The sequence below is a fragment of the Pseudomonas moorei genome (genome assembly GCF_042846945.1).
Classification (GTDB): Bacteria; Pseudomonadota; Gammaproteobacteria; order Pseudomonadales; family Pseudomonadaceae; genus Aquipseudomonas; species Aquipseudomonas moorei.
The window spans coordinates 953,165-970,898 of record NZ_AP035776.1 but is presented as its reverse complement, the minus strand read 5'-3'; the positions used below and the strand labels follow the sequence as shown (position 1 = coordinate 970,898).

The following is a 17,734-nucleotide window of genomic DNA, read 5'->3' as shown; positions in this document are numbered from 1 at the left end:
AAGCTTCGCTGGCTTGCCAGCGAAGGCGATCTGTCAGGCGCTGCTTATGCGTGCGCCAACTCCGGATGCTCATCCGCATCCAGCAACGCTTTATCCGTCTGTTGCATCACCTGACTGGTAATCGCCCCGGCCGTGATCGAACCACTCACGTTCAACGCCGTGCGCCCCATGTCGATCAGCGGCTCGACCGAAATCAGCAACGCCACCAGTGATACCGGCAAACCCATCGCCGGCAGCACGATCAGCGCGGCAAAGGTCGCGCCACCGCCCACTCCGGCCACCCCGGCCGAACTCAGCGTTACAATCGCCACCAGTGTCGCGATCCACAGCGGGTCCAGCGGGTTGATGCCCACGGTTGGCGCCACCATTACCGCCAGCATCGCCGGGTACAGACCGGCACAGCCGTTCTGGCCAATGGTCGCGCCGAACGAGGCGGCGAAACTGGCGACAGACTGTGGAATGCCCAGGCGACGGGTCTGCGCTTCGATGCTCAGCGGGATCGTCGCCGCGCTCGAGCGGCTGGTGAAAGCGAACGTCAGCACCGGCCAGATTTTGCGGAAAAAGCGCAGCGGGTTGATCCCGGCTGCCGACACTAGCACGCCGTGGACCACAAACATCAGGCCCAGGCCCAAGTAGGAAACCACCACGAAACTGCCGAGCTTGATGATGTCCTGCAGGTTGGAACCGGCGACCACTTTGGTCATCAGCGCCAACACGCCGTACGGGGTCTGCTTCATGACCAGGCGCACCAGACGCATCACCCAGGCTTGCAGGGTGTCGATGGCGTTGATCACTTTCTGACCTTTTTCCACGTCATCCTTCAGCAGTTGCAGCGCCGCGACACCCAGGAAGGCGGCAAAGATCACCACGCTGATAATCGACGTCGGCTTGGCCCGCGCCAGATCGGCGAACGGGTTTTGCGGGATGAACGACAGCAACAGTTGCGGCACATTCAGGTCGGCGACCTTGCCGGCGTAATCGGTCTGGATGGTTTGCAGGCGGGCCATTTCCTGGGTGCCGGCGACCAGGCCTTCGGCGGTCAGGCCGAACAGGTTGGTCAGGCCGATGCCGATCAGCGCCGCGATGGCGGTGGTAAACAGCAGCGTGCCGATGGTCAGAAAGCTGATTTTGCCCAGCGACGAAGCATTGTGCAGACGGGCCACGGCGCTGAGGATCGAGGCGAACACCAGTGGGATCACGATCATTTGCAGCAACTGCACATAACCGTTGCCCACCAGATCGAACCAGCCGATCGAGGCTTTGAGCACCGGGTTACCGGCACCGTAGACCGAGTGCAGGGCCACGCCGAATGCCACGCCCAGCCCCAATGCAAGCAGGACTTTTTTCGCCAGGCTCCAGTTGGAGCGGCGGGTTTGTGCCAGGCCCAGGAGCAGGGCGAGGAACACCAGCAGATTCAGAATCAGCGGCAGATTCATTGGAACTCCCATTAGACATGTGCCAACTGCCTTCCGGGGCAGTTGCGAACCGGCAAGGCTAACAGCTTGATATCTAATGAATTAATATCAAAAACGTCTGTTAACTGTCGTTTTTGGAATAAGCACATGTCGCTCTCAGCGATGCAGTTGGCGCGATAGGTAAGTTGGCGGTCGCTGACAGACGAGGACTGTCACACTTATTTGTTAGCGTCGATGCCTTTAATTCAGGGAGAAACGCCAATGAAGTTCGCACCGAAATTTCTGGCAGCAGCACTTTGCGTGGGCCTCGCGGGCCAAGTGTTTGCAACGGATCTTAAGCACTGGCCCGCCGATCAGGCCAAGGCGCTGGACGCGATGATTGCCGCCAACGCCAACAAGGGTAACTTCGCAGTGTTCGACATGGACAACACCAGTTACCGCTACGACCTCGAAGAGTCCTTGCTGCCGTTCATGGAAAACAAGGGCCTGATCACCCGCGAGACCCTTGATCCCTCCCTGAAACTGATGCCGTTCAAGGACACCGCCGACCACAAGGAAAGCCTGTTCAGCTACTACTATCGCCTCTGCGAAGTCGATGACATGGTGTGCTACCCATGGGTCGCTCAAGTGTTCTCCGGCTTTACCCTGCAAGAGCTCAAGGGCTATGTCGACGAGATGATGGCTTCGGGCAAACCGGTCCCGGCCACCTATTACGATGGCGACGTGGTCAAGAACCTCGACGTCAACCCGCCGAAAATCTTCACGGGTCAGAAAGAGCTCTACAACAAGTTGATGGAGAACGGCATCGAGGTCTACGTGATGACTGCCGCCTCCGAAGAACTGGTGCGCATGGTCGCTGCCGATCCGAAGTACGGCTACAACGTCAAACCGGAGAACGTGATCGGCGTGACCACGCTGCTCAAGGATCGCAAGACCGGCGAACTGACCACCGCCCGCAAGCAGATCACCGCCGGCAAGTATGACGAGAAAGCCAACCTCGGCCTCGAACTGACCCCGTACCTGTGGACACCTGCGACCTGGATGGCCGGCAAACACGCGGCGATCCTGACCTACATCGATGAGTGGAAAAAACCGGTGCTGGTCGGCGGCGACACCCCAACCAGTGATGGTTACATGCTGTTCCACGGGGTCGACGTGGCCAAGGGCGGTATTCATTTGTGGGTCAACCGCAAGGATAAGTACATGACCCAGATCCAGGGCATGATGGCCAAAAACGCCGCAGCCCAGGCCAAGGAAGGGCTGGCGGTTACGGCGGACAAGAACTGGGTGATCGTCAAGCCGGAAGAAATCCAGTAAGGATTTGATTTCACAGTAGGAGCGAGCCTGCTCGCGATGGACGCAAGGGCAACGCGTTAAATCAGAAAGTACGCGTTATCGTTGACGACCATCGCGAGCAGGCTCGCTCCTACAGTTGACCGGATGTTGCCCAAAAAAATACCCCGCACTTGGCGGGGTATTTTTTTGTTCGACGGTTAAGCCTTACAGCCCGTCGAGCATGGCCTTGTTACGTACCGCACCCTTGTCGGCGCTGGTCGCCAGCAGGGCATAGGCTTTCAGGGCCGTAGTCACTTTGCGTGGACGCTTCTCGACGGGTTTCCAGCCTTTCTTGTCCTGCTCGACCCGGCGCGCGGCCAGTTCTTCGTCGCTGATCAACAGGTTGATCGAGCGGTTCGGAATGTCGATCAGCACTTTGTCGCCATCCTGCACCAGGCCGATGGCGCCACCGGCTGCCGCTTCAGGCGACGCGTGACCGATGGACAGGCCCGAGGTACCGCCGGAGAAACGGCCGTCGGTGAGCAGGGCGCAGGCTTTGCCCAGGCCTTTGGATTTCAGGTAGGACGTCGGGTACAGCATTTCCTGCATGCCCGGGCCGCCTTTCGGGCCTTCGTAGCGAATGATGACGATGTCGCCTTCCTTCACTTCGTCGGCGAGGATGCCGCGTACGGCGCTGTCCTGGCTTTCGAAGATCTTCGCATTGCCTTCGAAGACGTGGATCGACTCGTCGACGCCCGCAGTTTTCACCACGCAGCCATCGAGCGCGATGTTGCCGTACAGCACGGCCAGGCCGCCCTCTTTCGAGTAGGCGTGCTCGACACTGCGGATGCAGCCGTTTTCACGGTCGTCGTCCAGGGTTTCCCAACGGGTCGACTGGCTGAACGCGGTCTGGGTCGGGATGCCTGCCGGGCCGGCCTTGAAGAAGTGATGCACGGCTTCGTCGGTGGTCTGGGTGATGTCCCACTTGGCGATGGCTTCTTCCATACTGCGGCTGTGCACGGTTGGCAGGTCGGTGTGCAGCAGGCCGCCACGGGCCAGCGAGCCGAGGATGCTGAAGATCCCGCCGGCACGGTGTACATCTTCCATGTGGTACTTCTGGATGTTCGGCGCGACCTTGCACAGTTGCGGTACATGACGGGACAGACGGTCGATGTCGCGCAGGTCGAAATCGATCTCGGCTTCCTGGGCAGCGGCCAGCAAGTGCAGGATGGTGTTGGTGGAACCGCCCATGGCGATGTCCAGGGTCATGGCGTTTTCGAACGCCTTGAAGTTGGCGATGTTGCGCGGCAATACCGACTCGTCGTTCTCGCCGTAGTAACGCTTGCACAGCTCGACGATGGTGCGGCCGGCCTGCAGGAACAGCTGTTCGCGGTCGCTGTGGGTGGCCAGGGTCGAACCGTTGCCTGGCAAGGCCAGACCCAGTGCTTCGACCAGGCAGTTCATCGAGTTGGCGGTGAACATGCCGGAGCACGAACCGCAGGTCGGGCAGGCGCTGCGCTCGTACTCGGCGACTTTCTCGTCAGAAGCGCTGGAGTCGGCGGCGATCACCATGGCGTCGACCAGGTCTAGGCCGTGGGAGGCGAGTTTGGTTTTGCCGGCTTCCATCGGGCCGCCGGAAACGAAGATCACCGGGATGTTCAGGCGCAGGGAAGCCATCAGCATGCCAGGGGTGATCTTGTCGCAGTTGGAGATGCAGACGATCGCGTCGGCGCAGTGGGCGTTGACCATGTACTCGACGGAGTCGGCGATGATTTCGCGGCTCGGCAGCGAATACAGCATGCCGTCGTGGCCCATGGCGATGCCGTCATCGACGGCGATGGTGTTGAATTCTTTCGCCACACCGCCAGCGCGTTCGATTTCGCGGGCGACCAGTTGGCCCAGGTCCTTGAGGTGCACGTGGCCCGGTACGAACTGAGTGAACGAGTTGGCGATGGCGATGATCGGCTTTTTGAAGTCGTCATCTTTCATCCCTGTTGCGCGCCACAGTGCGCGGGCGCCGGCCATGTTGCGGCCGTGGGTGGATGTTTTCGAGCGGTAATCAGGCATGAAGCACTCCGGGCGGCTAAATCAGGTATCAAAAGGGAAGTGAGCTTCTATTGACGTCTGGAACACTCAGAAATGGCCGTGTGTCCGGAAGTTGCCGATAACTTTGCGGGATCGCCGCGCGCTTCAGCTTGAGCTCATAAACCCGCCGGGGGATGACTGGCGATGAATGTCGCGATTCTACACGGCTGGCGGCTGGAGGGAATGCCGGGAAGCGTCGAACCCGTATCAGCGGAGCACACGGGATGACGACCGGCAGCTGTCACGCCCCGTCCAGAGCCCCCTGATTCTTGTGGTCGATCAACGCATTCAGGCCCAGACCTGCAAGACTCAATATCAGGAAGCCAATGGCCAGTGTCGTGGTCAGGTCCCCGGACACCAGATTGATCACCATGCTGACGACGCCGCCACCCGTGAAGATCAGCACAGCGCCGACCGATGTCGAGGTTCCGGCATATGCCGGATGGATGCTCATGGCCCTGGAGTTGACGACGGGCCGGGTAATGGTGGTCCCGACCGTGCAGATCAGCATGGATACCAGTACCGCAGCGGCAGACAGGCCGAAGTGGCGAATCAGCCACAGCATCAACACACCCGAAACCGCGATCAGCCCCAGGCCAACAACGATCTGAGTATGGGCTTGCAGGCGTTCATGCAAGACGTTGGCGACTGCGCCGCCGCCCACGTACGCAACGTCATAGAGCAATAACGTCCAGGCGAACTCGTAGGGTGAGAGGGCCAGGTGTTCCATGAAAATAATGGGTGAAGTCACGATGAACGAAAAATGGCAGGCGAAAGCCAGGGACGAAATCAGCCAGTAAGCCATGAAGCGTGCATTCGAACAGACGTGCCAGTAGGCACTGAAAAATCCCCCGCGCGATGCGGTGCGGATAGCTGAGGACTCCTTGAGCAGCCAGCAGGCGCTTGACCAGACTGAAACGGCCAGTGCGACAAACACATAGAAGCTGCCTTGCCAGCCAAGCTGCAATTGCAGCCAGGTCCCCAGCAGCGGCGAAATCGAAATGAATACGCCACTGGCGGTCACCATCCAGATCCTCAGTCGCTGCCTTTCATGGCCTTCGAACAAATCCTGCACCAGCGCCTGTGACAGCGAAAAGGACCCGCAACCGATCGCCTGGACCACACGAAAACCCAGGAACCAATGGTATTCGCTTGAAAATGCGCATCCCAACGCGCCAATGGCCGCGATGGCTATACCTCCCAACAACAGCTTCTTGCGGCCCCACATGTCCGAGAGGGGGCCAACCAGCATCACGGAGAACGCCAGGCTGACGGCGAACAGGCTGACAGACAACGCAGTGTCGGCAGGCGAAATCCGGAAGCAGGCCGACAGGTCTGGAAAGGAGGGAAGAACCACGTCCAGCGGGAATACGCCCAGCAGGGTCATGGTCATCAGCAGCAGGACGATTAACGGCTTTTCTTTGGCGTTATCGGTGTGCCGCATTCTTCAACACGCTCGTTCCGTGAGAGGTGGACGAGAATTGATTTGATAAAGAAGCAAGTCAATGCGGCAGGGCGTGGGCCCTTTCTGAATCTGCTGTAGGAGCAGGCTCGCTCCTACAGAGGTGGGGTGTGTATTAGAGCCAGACGGCATCCCAGAGTGGATAGTTGCCGATATGGTCGACAAGCCCTGCGCGAAGCGGGTTGGCGATGATGTATCGAGCCATGGCTTTAAGATCTTCCTCACGCCGCAGGGCTCGGTCGAAGTAGCCTTTTTGCCATACGGGAGTATATGGATCTCGTTTCTGATTGATCAGGCGCGTGCAGCGAGATTTGGTGGCTTGTACCAGTTTTGGCAAATCACCGTTGTGCAGTTCAATCAGCCAGTGGAAGTGATCCGGCATGACTACCCAGGCTATGGAGGTGGCATGGCCGGCTTCCTGAGCCCTTCTGAACTCATGCACCAAAAAACGGCCCGTACGCCAATCCTGGAAGAAAGGCTGTCGTTCATGGGTGACGGCGGTCAGGTGATAGATACGACCGGATTGCGAGTGTCGACCGGTGCGTGATCGATGGGCTTTTGGCGTGTTGGACATTCCGTTGTCCTCTTCAATGGTGGGAAGAGAAAACGGTAGGCGTGGGGCAGGAGGTTGTCGTTTCGACAGTGGATCAGGATGTGTCGTGAACCTGTAGGAGCGAGCCTGCTCGCGATGAACGTCAACGATAACGCGGTGTGTCTGGTGCCCGCGGTGTCTTTGCGTTTTTCGTCGGAACGCCGCCCGGAGCAGGCTCGCTCCTACAGGAGGTGTTGTCAGCTGTTTGGCAGCAGCCGGCAGGTGATGCTCTTGATGTAGCGGGTTTCGGCAATGGCTGGGTGCACCGGATGATCCGGACCCTGGCCGCCGCGCTCGAGCATCTGGATGTTGCGATCCAGGTGACGGGCGCTGGTCAGCAGGATGTTCTGCAGGTCGTCTTCCGGCAGGTGCATCGAGCACGAAGCGCTGACCAGGATGCCGTCCTTTGTGAGCAGGCGCATGGCTTGCTCGTTCAGGCGGCGGTAGGCGCCTTCGCCGTTCTTCATGTCTTTCTTGCGTTTGATGAACGCCGGCGGGTCGGCCACGATCACGTCGAAACGTTCTTCGCTGGCTTTCAGCTCTTTCAGGGCTTCGAAGACGTCGCCTTCGATGCAGGTCATTTTTTCGGCGAAGCCGTTCAGCGCGGCGTTGCGTTCCACGCCGTCGAGGGCGAAGGCCGACGCATCGACGCAGAACACTTCACTGGCGCCGAAGGCAGCAGCCTGCACGCCCCAGCCGCCGATGTAGCTGTAGAGGTCCAGTACGCGTTTGCCTTTGGCATAAGGTGCCAGGCGTGCGCGGTTCATGCGGTGGTCGTAGAACCAGCCGGTTTTCTGGCCCTGGATGACGGGCGCTTCGAATTTCACGCCGTTCTCTTCCAGCGCAACCCACTCCGGCACCAGGCCGAAGACGGTTTCGACATAGCGATTGAGGCCTTCGGCATCACGGGCCGCGGAGTCGTTCTTGAACAGAATGCCGCTTGGCTTGAGCACTTGGGTCAGGGCCGCGATCACGTCGTCTTTATGGGCTTCCATGGTCGCCGAGGCGATCTGCACGACCAGGATGTCGCCGAAACGATCGACCACCAGACCTGGCAGCAGGTCGGAATCGCCGTAGACCAGGCGATAGAAAGGTTTGTCGAACAGACGATCGCGCAGCGACAGGGCGACGTTCAGGCGATGCACCAGCAGCGACTTGTCCAGCGGCAGCTTGATGTCGCGCGACAGCAGGCGGGCGCAGATCAGGTTGTTCGGGCTCATGGCAACGATGCCCAGGGGCTTGCCGCCTGCGGCTTCGAGGATCGCCTGGTCGCCGGCCTTGAAACCGTGCAAAGGGGTCGCCGCTACATCGATTTCGTTGCTATAGACCCACAAGTGACCGTTGCGCAGACGACGGTCGGCATTGGCTTTGAGGCGCAGGCTAGGCAGGGACATGACGTCGCTCCAGAAAAAAGAGCGGGAGTATAGCGTGTTGCGGCGCTTGCAGGTTCAGCGGGTAGACATGTGGCAAACGGCTTGAGAAATCCATAGACACCCTCACCCCCGGCATAAAGCATTGCCTGGCGATTTGGTATGTCGGATCCAACTTTAAGAAGCTAGAATCTGCGCCTGACCCAGAGTGTGTACTTATGTCCCAAGAGCTGACTCCCGAACAGATCCAACAGTCCCTGCAAGGCATTAGCGTGCCCGCTCAACCGCAGATCATGGTGGATTTGCAGATGGAGCAGTACATGCCGGACCCGGATCTGGAGGTGATCGCGAAGCTGATTTCCCAGGACCCAGGCCTTTCCGGCTCCCTGCTGAAAATCGTCAACTCGCCTTATTACGGCCTGACGAACAAGATCGCCTCGATCCAGCGCGCGGTGAATCTGCTGGGCAGCCGTTCGATCATCAACCTGATCAACGCCCAGTCGATCAAGGGTGAGATGAACGATGAAACCATCGTCACCTTGAACCGTTTCTGGGACACCGCCCAGGACGTGGCGATGACTTGCCTGACCCTGGCCAAGCGCATCGGCGCCCAGGCCGGCGATGAAGCCTATGCCCTGGGCTTGTTCCATGACTGTGGTGTGCCGCTGATGCTCCAGCGTTTCCCCGACTACATGAGCGTTCTGGAACAGGCCTACGCCAATGCCGGGCCCGAGTGCCGGGTGGTGGATACCGAGAACAACGCGTTCAACACCAATCACGCGGTGGTCGGTTACTACACGGCCAAGTCCTGGCGCCTGCCGGACCACGTGACGGCGGCGATTGCCAACCATCACAATGCCCTGGCGATCTTCAGCGATGAATCGTCGCGCAACAGCTCGCTGAAAAACCTGCTGGCGATTCTGAAAATGGCCGAGCACATTTGTGCGTCCTACCGTGTACTGGGGAACCAGACCGAAGACCACGAATGGAACAGCATCGGGCATCTGGTGCTCGATTATGTGGGTCTGTCGGACTACGACTTCGAAACCCTCAAGCAGACCATTCGCGATCTCGGCACTCACCGCTGAGTGCCGGACCTTCTTCTTTTTCGAGCGCCCGATTCGAGAGCACCATGCCTGAACTGCCAGAAGTCGAAACCACCCGTCGCGGTATTGCCCCGCACCTGGAAGGCCAGCGCGTCAGCCGGGTGATCGTGCGCGATCGCCGTCTGCGCTGGCCGATCCCCGAAGACCTCGATGTGCGGTTGTCCGGGCAGCGTATCGTGCTGGTTGAGCGGCGCGCCAAGTACCTGTTGATCAACGCCGAAGTCGGTACGTTGATCAGCCATTTGGGCATGTCGGGCAATTTGCGTCTGGTGGAAGTCGGCACGCCGGCGGCCAAGCATGAACACGTGGATATCGAGCTCGAATCAGGCCTGGCCCTGCGCTACACCGACCCGCGACGGTTTGGTGCGATGTTGTGGAGCCTTGATCCGCTCAACCACGAATTATTGATTCGCCTGGGGCCGGAGCCGTTGACCGACCTGTTCGACGGCGAGCGGTTGTTCCAGCAATCCCGCGGGCGTTCGATGGCGGTCAAGCCGTTCATCATGGACAACGCGGTGGTGGTCGGCGTCGGCAACATCTATGCGACCGAAGCGCTGTTCGCCGCCGGGATCGACCCGCGTCGCGAGGCCAAGAGTATTTCCCGGGCGCGCTATCTGAAGCTGGCCATCGAAATCAAACGCATCCTGGCCGCCGCCATTGAGCGCGGAGGCACCACATTGCGGGACTTCATCGGGGGTGATGGTCAGCCGGGCTACTTCCAGCAGGAGCTGTTCGTTTATGGCCGTGGCGCTGAACCGTGCAAGGTCTGTGGTACAGAACTGCGGGAAGTGAAGCTCGGGCAGCGCGCCAGCGTCTTCTGCCCACGCTGTCAGCGCTGAAACGCCTGCGGTCTATAGGCAGGTTTCTGACTGTCCAGCCGGAGTCGGGGAGAGGGTCGAGCGGCGGGAGTTATTCAGTCGGATATTGGGTGCATCTGATGACGTCATCGCGGGCAAGCCCGCTCCCACAGGGTTTAAGCGATCCTTGTGGGAGCGGGCTTGCCCGCGATGGCGTTTGAACAGATATCGAAAGACTCAAGCCTTGCCGGTGATTTTCCGGTACTTCTCCATCAACTGCTCGTGAGTTTCCGGATGGGCTTCGTCCAGGGGAATGCAATCGACCGGGCAGACCTGCTGGCACTGAGGTTCGTCGTAGTGGCCGACGCATTGGGTGCACAGGTTCGGGTCGATCACGTAGATCTCTTCGCCTTGGGAAATGGCGGCGTTCGGGCACTCAGGTTCGCAGACGTCGCAGTTGATGCAATCGTCGGTGATGATCAGGGACATGCTAACTCCAGCCGGGGCGGCAGGCCCGGGCGCAATAAATCAATGCGCGTAATTGTGCCGCATTGGCGCCTGCGTTGCACGCAGGTGCGACGTACTGCAGGAGCCAGCCTGCAGGCGATGAACCCGAGAACGCCGCGGGGTGTCAGGGTTCCCGCGTTCGTTGACGTCCATCGCCAGCAGGCTCGCCCCTGCAGTGTGCGGGGTTTATTTCTTGAAGCGTTCGGTCAGAGCGTCCGCCACCACGGGGTGCACGAACTTGGTGATATCGCCGCCAAGGGCTGCAATTTCACGGACCAGCGTTGAGGAAATGAACGAATAACGCTCGGACGGGGTGAGGAACAGACTCTCAACATCCGGAGCCAACTGGCGGTTCATGTTGGCCAGCTGGAATTCGTATTCGAAGTCCGACACCGCGCGCAGACCACGCAGGAACACGTTGGCATTCTGCTCTTTGGCAAAGTGTGCCAGCAGTGTCGAGAAGCCGACGACTTCAACGTTCGGCAGATGTTTGGTGACCTCGCGGGCCAGCTCCACACGCTGTTCCAGGGGAAACAACGGGTTTTTCTTCGGGCTGGCGGCGACGGCAATGATCACGTGATCGAACAGGCGCGAGGCGCGTTCGACCAGATCGCCATGGCCCTTGGTAATAGGGTCGAAGGTACCTGGGTACAACACTCGGTTCATCGCGTCGTCCTGGCGGGAGTGCGTTGGGGAGTCGGATGGTAACGCAGCCTAACCGGTCGGCCAAGTCGCCTGTTGGGTAAGAAAGCACTATAGACGATGGGAATATTCGTCGTTTTCATGAGTTTTTCAAACGTTCGGCCAGGGAAGTCGCCAGTTGCGCCGTCAGCCCGTAGACCGATAACTGCGGGTTTGCGCCAATGCTGGTGGGGAACAGCGAGCCGTCGTGAATCGACAGATTGGCCAGTTGATGATGTCGACCGAGGCTGTCGGTCACGGCGGTTTTCGGGTCTTCGCCCATGGCGCAACCGCCCATCACATGGGCGCTGCCCAGCCGCGTGCGGTACAGCTCCAGGCTCAAACCATCGATCAGCGTGCGCGCTTCGCCCAGGGTTTTCACATAGCGGGCGTCGGCGTGCATGGGCATCACGGCCTTGGCGCCACCGGCAAACTGAATCTCGGCCATGCTGTGGAACGCACGGCGCAAGCCTTCCCACATATAAGGCGTAACCTGGTAATCGAGCACCGGCGTGCCATCACCGCGCAATTCGACGGCGCCGCCGGTGCTGTCCGGGTGAAAACCGTCCCGCAGCAACGCGAGCATGGCGTGAGTATGGGGAAGGTTGGCCAGGTGCTGGGCATTTTCCTGGCCGAAACCACCAAGCAGCGTCGTGGCCAGCGCCGGGTGCAGCGGCGGCACCTCCAGTTTGTACGCCATCCTGCCCGTGGTGCCGTCCAGCCATTGGAAATGGTCGGAGTAAATCGACTGCGGTGCCCCGTAGAACGGATTGATCACCTCATCAAACAGCCCGGCAGACATGTTCACCACATGCAGGAAAGTCCGTTTGCCCAGTCGTTTGTGCGGATCGGGCGCTTCGGAACGCAGCAACAGCGCCGGGCTGTTGATCCCGCCACCGGCCAGCACGTAATGCCGCGCCTTGACCGTGATTCGACGTCCAGTGGGTTCGACGCAGCGCTCGTCCATCGCTACGCATTGCAGGCCGGTAACCTTGTCGCCAGTCAGAATGAGCTTTTCAGCGCGGGCCAGGTAAAGCAACTCGCCACCCTTTTCCAGGGTCGCCGGAATGGTCGTGACCATCATCGATTGCTTGGCGTTGGTCGGGCAGCCCATGCCGCAGTAGCCGAGGTTCCAGCAGCCGCGCACGTTGCGCGGGATCACATGCCAGCTGTAACCGAGTTTCTCGCAGCCTTTGCGGATCACGTCGTTGTTGGCATTGGGTGGAACCCTCCACGGCGCCACCCCCAGGCGCTGCTCCATTTTCTCGAACCAGGGCGCCATTTCAGCCGGTGAGTGGCCTTTTACGTTGTGCTCCCTGGCCCAGTGTTCCAGGGTCGGTTCCGGGGTGCGGAAGCTTGAGGTCCAGTTGATCAACGTAGTGCCGCCCACCGCCCGGCCCTGGAGAATGGTGATCGCGCCATCCTTGCTCATGCGGCCGATACCTTCCTGATAAAGGCTGGCATAGGCCTGGTCTTCAAGCAGTTTGAAGTCACTGCTGGTCTTGAGTGGCCCCTCCTCGATCAGCAGCACTTTGTAGCCGGCTGCGCTGAGGATTTCGGCCGTGGTTCCACCGCCGGCGCCACTGCCGATGATCGCCACATCCGCTTCGAGGGTCAGGTCCTGGGTCAGTTGTGAGCCGTTGTAGGTTTTCCAGCCACGGGCCATGCCTTCGCGGAACGGATCGGGTACGGGCATCTTGGGGTTCTCTTGTTGTTATGGTTTGGATCAGCGGTGTTCATGACGCCGTCTTCGCGAGCAGGCTTGCTCCCACAAGGGGAGCGATTCTCTGTGGGAGCGAACCTGCCCGCGATAGGGTTGACTCGACTTCAAACCGTGGGCGGCCCGGGATACCCGCAGTGCGCCCAGGATTCCTTGCGGCCGTACCAGGCCATCATCACCAGTTGCAGTAACGAGCTGTGACCCATGCGTAACAGGCCCAAGGAGCTGTTTTCCCAGCGATCGAGAAAGTGCCGGATCTCATCGCCGCTGGCGTTTTCCCAGCTGCCCCAGATACCGGTCAGCGGCCCGCGGGTCACGGCCATACCCAGCACGTCGAACAACTGCCGGGTCAACTTGAGCATTTCCGGTGACAGGTGATCGAGGCTGTAGTCCAGGCCTTTGAGGGTGCCTTCGACGGCGTCGGGCATCCGTTCGACGGGCACGGCACCGTCGAGCATCACCGGCACCAGTGCCCGCAGGCACAGCAGGTCGCCACTGCGCAGGGCCGCGAAGCCGCTGGCTGCAATGCCCGACGAGCAACCGCTGAGGCTGGCCCCCAACCCGGCGGTGGCAAGAAAGGCGCTGGCGCCGAGGCTGAATTTGAGCAGGCCGCGCCGTGACAGCGCGGGTGTATCGGACAGGCTTGGGCTCATTATTGTTATTACCCGAGGGTGATGATCGTTAGCGGATGAACAACTTCTGGATCAGTTTCTGAATGGATTTCCCGTACGGCGGGTAGATCAGTTTCGCCGCGTTGAACCGCTGTTTGATCAGCACACCCTTGGCCTTGCTGAAGGTCAGGAATCCTTCGTGGCCGTGGTAATGGCCCATGCCAGAGGCGCCAATGCCGCCGAACGGCATGTCGTCCTGGGCAACGTGCAGCAGGGTGTCGTTCAGGCACACGCCGCCGGAATGGGTTTCATGAAGTACGCGGTTTTGCTCGCGTTTGTCGTAGCCGAAGTAGTACAGCGCCAGTGGGCGAGGGCGCTGGTTGATGTAGGAAAACGCCTGATCCAGCCCCTTGTACGGCACGATCGGTAGCAGTGGGCCGAAGATTTCATCTTGCATCACCGTCATGTCGTCGCTGACGTTGAGCAGCAAGCTGTGACCCATGCGGCGTCCCTGGGCCTGTTCGAACAGCGGTATCAGCAGCGCGCCTTTGCTGGTGGCATCGCTGATGTAGCCGTTGAGTCGTGCCAGTTGGCGGTCATTGATGATCGCGGTGTAGTCCGGGTTGTCGGCCAGGGTCGGATAAAACCCGCGAACCGCCTGGCGATAGGCTTCGACGAAGGATCCGACGCGTTCTTCGGGCACCAGCACGTAGTCCGGCGCCACGCAGGTTTGCCCGGCGTTGAGGGTCTTGCCGAAAGCGATGCGTTCGGCGGCGTCCTTGAGGGGGACGTCGCGGGATACGATGGCTGGGGATTTGCCGCCCAGTTCGAGGGTGACCGGCGTCAGGTTCTCCGCGGCGGCCCGCATCACGTGTTTGCCGATGCTGGTGGCGCCGGTGAACAACAAATGATCGAAATGCAGTCGTGAGAACGCGACGCCGATGTCGGCCTCGCCCAGCACCACGCAGACCAGGTCTGCGGGAAAGATGCGCCCCAGCAGTTCCTTGAGCAGCAAACCGGTAGCGGGGGTCGACTCGCTGAGCTTGAGCATCACCCGATTGCCCGCCGACAGCGCACCGACCAAAGGCCCGATGGCCAGGTACAGCGGGTAGTTCCACGGCACGATCACCCCGACCACGCCCAGCGGCTGGTAGACCACTTTCGCCGAGGCTGGCTGGAAGGCTACGCCGACCTTGCGTCGCGACGCTCGCATCCAGCCCTTGAGGTGGCGGCTGGCGTAATGAATGCCATGCAGGCTGGGCATCAATTCGGCGAGCAGGGTTTCATCGGCGCTGCGATGGCTGAAGTCCTGGCTGATGGCGTCGATCAAGGATTGGCGTTCGCTGCTCAACAGGTCGCGCAAGGCCTTGAGCCATTGCTGGCGCTGGGCCGCGGGTGGCATCGGGTTGGCAGCGTAGGCGGCGCGCTGTGCGTCGAAGAGGTTTTGGAGTTCTTCCAGAGGCTGCTGCAGGTCTTGCAGGTAGGAAATTTCAGCAGTCATGGTCGGCTCCGGATTTTTTATAATGAGGCTTGTTTTAGAGTCTATGCTCTAGAAAGTCAAATGACATCCGGCGGCAGCTTTGTTTATCCCTGTCCGGTTAGGTCGTAAGATGCCCGTCAACGCACTCTGAATTAAAGCTCAAGCCATGGCCCCAAGGATCAAAACCAGCGAGCGCATCGTGCAGAACAGCCTGGAGCTGTTCAATCAACAGGGCGAGCGCAGCATCAGCACCAATCACATCGCTGCTCACATGGAGATTTCTCCAGGCAACCTGTACTACCACTTCCCCAACAAGCAGGCGATCATCGCTGTGCTGTTCAGTGAGTACGAAAGCCTGGTGGACAGTTTCCTGCGTCCGCCACAGGGCCGCGCCGCCACAGTGGAAGACAAGCGCTACTACCTCAAGGAGCTGCTCTCGGCGATGTGGCGCTACCGGTTTTTGCATCGCGACCTCGAACATTTGCTCGACAGCGATGCAGATCTTGCCGGGCGGTATCGGCGCTTTTCCCAGCGCTGCCTGATCCAGGGCACGCACATCTACGAAGGCTTCGTCGAGGCAGGCATCCTGAAGATGGATCGGGTGCAGATCGAATCCCTGACCCTCAATGCCTGGATCATCCTCACGTCCTGGGTGCGCTTTCTGTGCACCACGCGGGAAAACTCCAGCCACCTCAGCGAGCAAGCGATCAAGCGCGGGGTCTATCAGGTATTGGTGCTTGAGGCCGGCTTCGTCACGGATCAGGCGCGCGATGCGGTCAACGCCTTGTTCGAAGAGTTTTACGTGCCGCTGGCCCAGGCTCTGGAAGAGCTGTGAATCTCAAAGTGCAGTAGGATCGTCATTCGACACCATCACAGGAGCCTGTTATGCCCATTGCGCAACTGATCAGCCCGCCAGCACTGGACCTGAAGAAGGACCAGCCGGGGTTGGTGATTCTGGATTGTCGTTTTGCCCTCGAGGACCCGGATTACGGTCAGCGCAGTTATGCCGAAGGACACATCGCCGGGTCGAGCTTCGCCGATCTTGAACGCGATCTCAGCGGCAAAGTGGTCAGGGGCGTGACCGGGCGTCATCCGTTGCCCGAGCCGGCCGACCTGATCGAGCGCCTGCAAGCCTGGGGCATCAACGCCGACAGCGAAGTCGTTTTGTATGACGATGGTCCCGGGGCTTACGCGGCGCGGGCCTGGTGGCTCCTGGCCTGGCTGGGCAAGCGTGATGGCGTGTTCATCCTCGATGGCGGGCTCAAAGCCTGGCATGCCGCGGGGTTACCGTTGAGTCTGGACGCGCCTTCAATCACTCGCGGTACCTTTACCGGGAGTCCCGACGCCTCGCTGTTGCTCAGTGCAGAACAGTTGCACAAGCGTCTGGGTCAACCCGCGCTGACCTTGCTTGACGCCCGCGCCTTGCCGCGCTTCAAGGGCGAAGTGGAGCCGATCGATCCGATTGCCGGGCACATCCCCGGCGCGCAGTGTGCGGCGTTCACCGACAACCTGGGCAGCGATGGGCGTTTCCTTCCGGCCGATCAACTCAAGCAGCGTTTTGCGGCGAAGCTGCAAGATCGTTCGCCAACTGAGCTGGTGGCGTATTGCGGTTCCGGTGTGACGGCTTGCCATAACCTGTTTGCGTTGTGCCTGGCGGGTTATCCGTTGGGTTCGTTGTATGCCGGGTCGTGGAGCGAGTGGATCAACGAGCCTGCTCGGGGCATCGCCACCGGCGAATAAAAAGCGCAAACCTGTGGGAGCGAGCTTGTTCCCACATTGTTTTTGTCGTCATCAGGATCCGGGCAACTGCCGCGCACTTCGATACGCCCCCGGCCCAACCCCATACACCTGCTTGAATTGCCGACTCAGATGGCTCTGGTCGGCAAATCCCAACTGCGTCGCAACTTCCAGCGGCCAGCAACCGCCCTGCAAGAGTGCCCGTGCCCGAGCGATGCGTTGTTGCATCAGCCAGGTGTGCGGCGGCATGCCGGTGGCGCGGCGGAACACCCGGGCAAAGTGAAAGGGCGACAAGTTCACAGCCGCTGCCAGTTCCTCCAGCGAGGGAGGCGCCGCCAGGCGCGTGTGCAGCAGGTCCTTGGCCAAGGTCACCGCCCGGTGTTCCTTGCCCGGTTTTCCCGCATCCGCAATTGCCGCGTGGCGCTGCAACAGAGACAGCATCAGTTCACGCCAGGCGGTCTGTTGTTGCAGTGCGCTGGCCGGGCTTTCCAACAAGCGGTGCAATTGGCAGAAGCCGTTCACCAGATCCGGATCCCGGTACAGCGTGGCACCGAACGCCGGCAGGTTGTGGGTGGGCAATTCGAGTTCGGCCAGCAGCGACAGGATCTGCCCGCTATCGGGATAAAACGCCCGGTATAGCCAGCCGTCCTCCGTACCCTTGTGCCCGGTGTGCAGTTCATCCGGGTTGATCAACACCAGTGTGCCGCTGCCAGCCAGATGCTCGGCACCGCGATACCGGTAGCGCTGGGCGCCGGCCATGATCATGCCGATCACGTAGCCGTCGTGCACATGAGGGGCGAAACGCTGCTCGATGTAGCGCGCCGACAATAACTCGACCCCGGCCAGCGGCGCGGTATGCCAGAAGTGGATGGATTCGCCCTGAGGGTTGTTCACGG

16 protein-coding genes are annotated in these 17,734 nt (G+C 60.3%); 5 read left to right on the top strand and 11 right to left on the bottom strand.

Annotated elements, in window-relative coordinates; translation table 11 throughout:
- Nucleotides 1–44 precede the first annotated feature (44 nt).
- Nucleotides 45–1,436 carry a cation:dicarboxylate symporter family transporter gene (locus ACGJAX_RS04635; protein ID WP_390957586.1) on the bottom strand — a complete coding sequence of 464 codons (1,392 nt, stop codon included), beginning with the start codon at nt 1,434–1,436 and terminating at the stop codon, nt 45–47.
- Between the two features lie 240 nt (nt 1,437–1,676).
- On the opposite strand from ACGJAX_RS04635, the gene ACGJAX_RS04630 reads away from it, so the two are divergent.
- Nucleotides 1,677–2,732 carry a phosphorylcholine phosphatase gene (locus ACGJAX_RS04630; RefSeq protein ID WP_090326169.1) on the top strand — a complete coding sequence of 352 codons (1,056 nt, stop codon included), beginning with the start codon at nt 1,677–1,679 and terminating at the stop codon, nt 2,730–2,732.
- A gap of 183 nt (nt 2,733–2,915) precedes the next feature.
- Here the strand turns inward: ACGJAX_RS04630 and ilvD are convergent, their stop codons facing one another.
- From ilvD to ACGJAX_RS04610, 4 genes are all read right to left on the bottom strand, one after another.
- Nucleotides 2,916–4,757 carry a dihydroxy-acid dehydratase gene (gene ilvD, locus ACGJAX_RS04625; protein ID WP_090326166.1) on the bottom strand — a complete coding sequence of 614 codons (1,842 nt, stop codon included), beginning with the start codon at nt 4,755–4,757 and terminating at the stop codon, nt 2,916–2,918.
- Between the two features lie 259 nt (nt 4,758–5,016).
- Entirely contained in the window at nt 5,017–6,219 is a 1,203-nt protein-coding gene (locus ACGJAX_RS04620; protein WP_390957583.1) for an MFS transporter, read from the bottom strand.
- A gap of 133 nt (nt 6,220–6,352) precedes the next feature.
- Nucleotides 6,353–6,811, bottom strand: coding sequence for an REP-associated tyrosine transposase (locus tag ACGJAX_RS04615; RefSeq protein WP_390957581.1), 459 nt, complete (start codon nt 6,809–6,811; stop codon nt 6,353–6,355).
- Between the two features lie 215 nt (nt 6,812–7,026).
- A complete protein-coding gene (locus ACGJAX_RS04610; RefSeq protein ID WP_090326160.1) occupies nt 7,027–8,223 on the bottom strand; it encodes a class I SAM-dependent rRNA methyltransferase in 1,197 nt (398 codons plus the stop codon).
- A gap of 248 nt (nt 8,224–8,471) precedes the next feature.
- On the opposite strand from ACGJAX_RS04610, the gene ACGJAX_RS04605 reads away from it, so the two are divergent.
- Nucleotides 8,472–9,287 (top strand): HDOD domain-containing protein, encoded by an 816-nt coding sequence (locus ACGJAX_RS04605; protein ID WP_174552509.1) that lies wholly within the window; start codon nt 8,472–8,474, stop codon nt 9,285–9,287.
- Between the two features lie 44 nt (nt 9,288–9,331).
- The gene (mutM, locus tag ACGJAX_RS04600; protein WP_047534590.1) at nt 9,332–10,144 is read left to right on the top strand and encodes a bifunctional DNA-formamidopyrimidine glycosylase/DNA-(apurinic or apyrimidinic site) lyase; all 813 of its coding nucleotides are present in this window, start codon (nt 9,332–9,334) and stop codon (nt 10,142–10,144) included.
- A gap of 195 nt (nt 10,145–10,339) precedes the next feature.
- Here mutM and ACGJAX_RS04595 read toward each other — a convergent pair whose 3' ends face one another.
- The 5 genes from ACGJAX_RS04595 to ACGJAX_RS04575 form a co-directional block, all read right to left on the bottom strand.
- Nucleotides 10,340–10,591 (bottom strand): YfhL family 4Fe-4S dicluster ferredoxin, encoded by a 252-nt coding sequence (locus tag ACGJAX_RS04595; RefSeq protein WP_090326155.1) that lies wholly within the window; start codon nt 10,589–10,591, stop codon nt 10,340–10,342.
- Nucleotides 10,592–10,795: 204 nt separating this feature from the next.
- Nucleotides 10,796–11,275, bottom strand: coding sequence for a pantetheine-phosphate adenylyltransferase (coaD, locus tag ACGJAX_RS04590; protein WP_007939322.1), 480 nt, complete (start codon nt 11,273–11,275; stop codon nt 10,796–10,798).
- A gap of 115 nt (nt 11,276–11,390) precedes the next feature.
- Nucleotides 11,391–12,986, bottom strand: coding sequence for a GMC family oxidoreductase N-terminal domain-containing protein (locus tag ACGJAX_RS04585; protein ID WP_390957577.1), 1,596 nt, complete (start codon nt 12,984–12,986; stop codon nt 11,391–11,393).
- 131 nt (nt 12,987–13,117) lie between these two features.
- Entirely contained in the window at nt 13,118–13,663 is a 546-nt protein-coding gene (locus tag ACGJAX_RS04580) for a twin-arginine translocation pathway signal protein (RefSeq protein WP_390957575.1), read from the bottom strand.
- Nucleotides 13,664–13,691: 28 nt separating this feature from the next.
- Nucleotides 13,692–15,122: an aldehyde dehydrogenase family protein gene (locus ACGJAX_RS04575; RefSeq protein ID WP_390957573.1), complete on the bottom strand. Its 1,431-nt coding sequence runs from the start codon at nt 15,120–15,122 to the stop codon at nt 13,692–13,694.
- A gap of 145 nt (nt 15,123–15,267) precedes the next feature.
- Between ACGJAX_RS04575 and ACGJAX_RS04570 the strand changes: the two genes are divergently transcribed.
- A complete protein-coding gene (locus tag ACGJAX_RS04570) occupies nt 15,268–15,936 on the top strand; it encodes a TetR/AcrR family transcriptional regulator (protein WP_090326146.1) in 669 nt (222 codons plus the stop codon).
- A 50-nt stretch (nt 15,937–15,986) separates the two neighbouring features.
- The gene (locus tag ACGJAX_RS04565; RefSeq protein ID WP_090326143.1) at nt 15,987–16,841 is read left to right on the top strand and encodes a sulfurtransferase; all 855 of its coding nucleotides are present in this window, start codon (nt 15,987–15,989) and stop codon (nt 16,839–16,841) included.
- A gap of 51 nt (nt 16,842–16,892) precedes the next feature.
- Here ACGJAX_RS04565 and ACGJAX_RS04560 read toward each other — a convergent pair whose 3' ends face one another.
- On the bottom strand, nt 16,893–17,732 hold the full coding sequence (locus ACGJAX_RS04560; protein WP_390957571.1) for an AraC family transcriptional regulator: 840 nt from the start codon (nt 17,730–17,732) through the stop codon (nt 16,893–16,895).
- Nucleotides 17,733–17,734 lie beyond the last annotated feature (2 nt).

Coding starts and splice junctions, on each gene's coding strand:
- ACGJAX_RS04635 (WP_390957586.1), bottom strand. CDS start 1,436: ATGAATCTGCCGCTGATTCTGAATCTGCTGGTGTTCCTCGCCCTGCTC.
- ACGJAX_RS04630 (WP_090326169.1), top strand. CDS start 1,677: ATGAAGTTCGCACCGAAATTTCTGGCAGCAGCACTTTGCGTGGGCCTC.
- ilvD (WP_090326166.1), bottom strand. CDS start 4,757: ATGCCTGATTACCGCTCGAAAACATCCACCCACGGCCGCAACATGGCC.
- ACGJAX_RS04620 (WP_390957583.1), bottom strand. CDS start 6,219: ATGCGGCACACCGATAACGCCAAAGAAAAGCCGTTAATCGTCCTGCTG.
- ACGJAX_RS04615 (WP_390957581.1), bottom strand. CDS start 6,811: ATGTCCAACACGCCAAAAGCCCATCGATCACGCACCGGTCGACACTCG.
- ACGJAX_RS04610 (WP_090326160.1), bottom strand. CDS start 8,223: ATGTCCCTGCCTAGCCTGCGCCTCAAAGCCAATGCCGACCGTCGTCTG.
- mutM (WP_047534590.1), top strand. CDS start 9,332: ATGCCTGAACTGCCAGAAGTCGAAACCACCCGTCGCGGTATTGCCCCG.
- ACGJAX_RS04595 (WP_090326155.1), bottom strand. CDS start 10,591: ATGTCCCTGATCATCACCGACGATTGCATCAACTGCGACGTCTGCGAA.
- coaD (WP_007939322.1), bottom strand. CDS start 11,275: ATGAACCGAGTGTTGTACCCAGGTACCTTCGACCCTATTACCAAGGGC.
- ACGJAX_RS04585 (WP_390957577.1), bottom strand. CDS start 12,986: ATGCCCGTACCCGATCCGTTCCGCGAAGGCATGGCCCGTGGCTGGAAA.
- ACGJAX_RS04580 (WP_390957575.1), bottom strand. CDS start 13,663: ATGAGCCCAAGCCTGTCCGATACACCCGCGCTGTCACGGCGCGGCCTG.
- ACGJAX_RS04575 (WP_390957573.1), bottom strand. CDS start 15,122: ATGACTGCTGAAATTTCCTACCTGCAAGACCTGCAGCAGCCTCTGGAA.
- ACGJAX_RS04570 (WP_090326146.1), top strand. CDS start 15,268: ATGGCCCCAAGGATCAAAACCAGCGAGCGCATCGTGCAGAACAGCCTG.
- ACGJAX_RS04565 (WP_090326143.1), top strand. CDS start 15,987: ATGCCCATTGCGCAACTGATCAGCCCGCCAGCACTGGACCTGAAGAAG.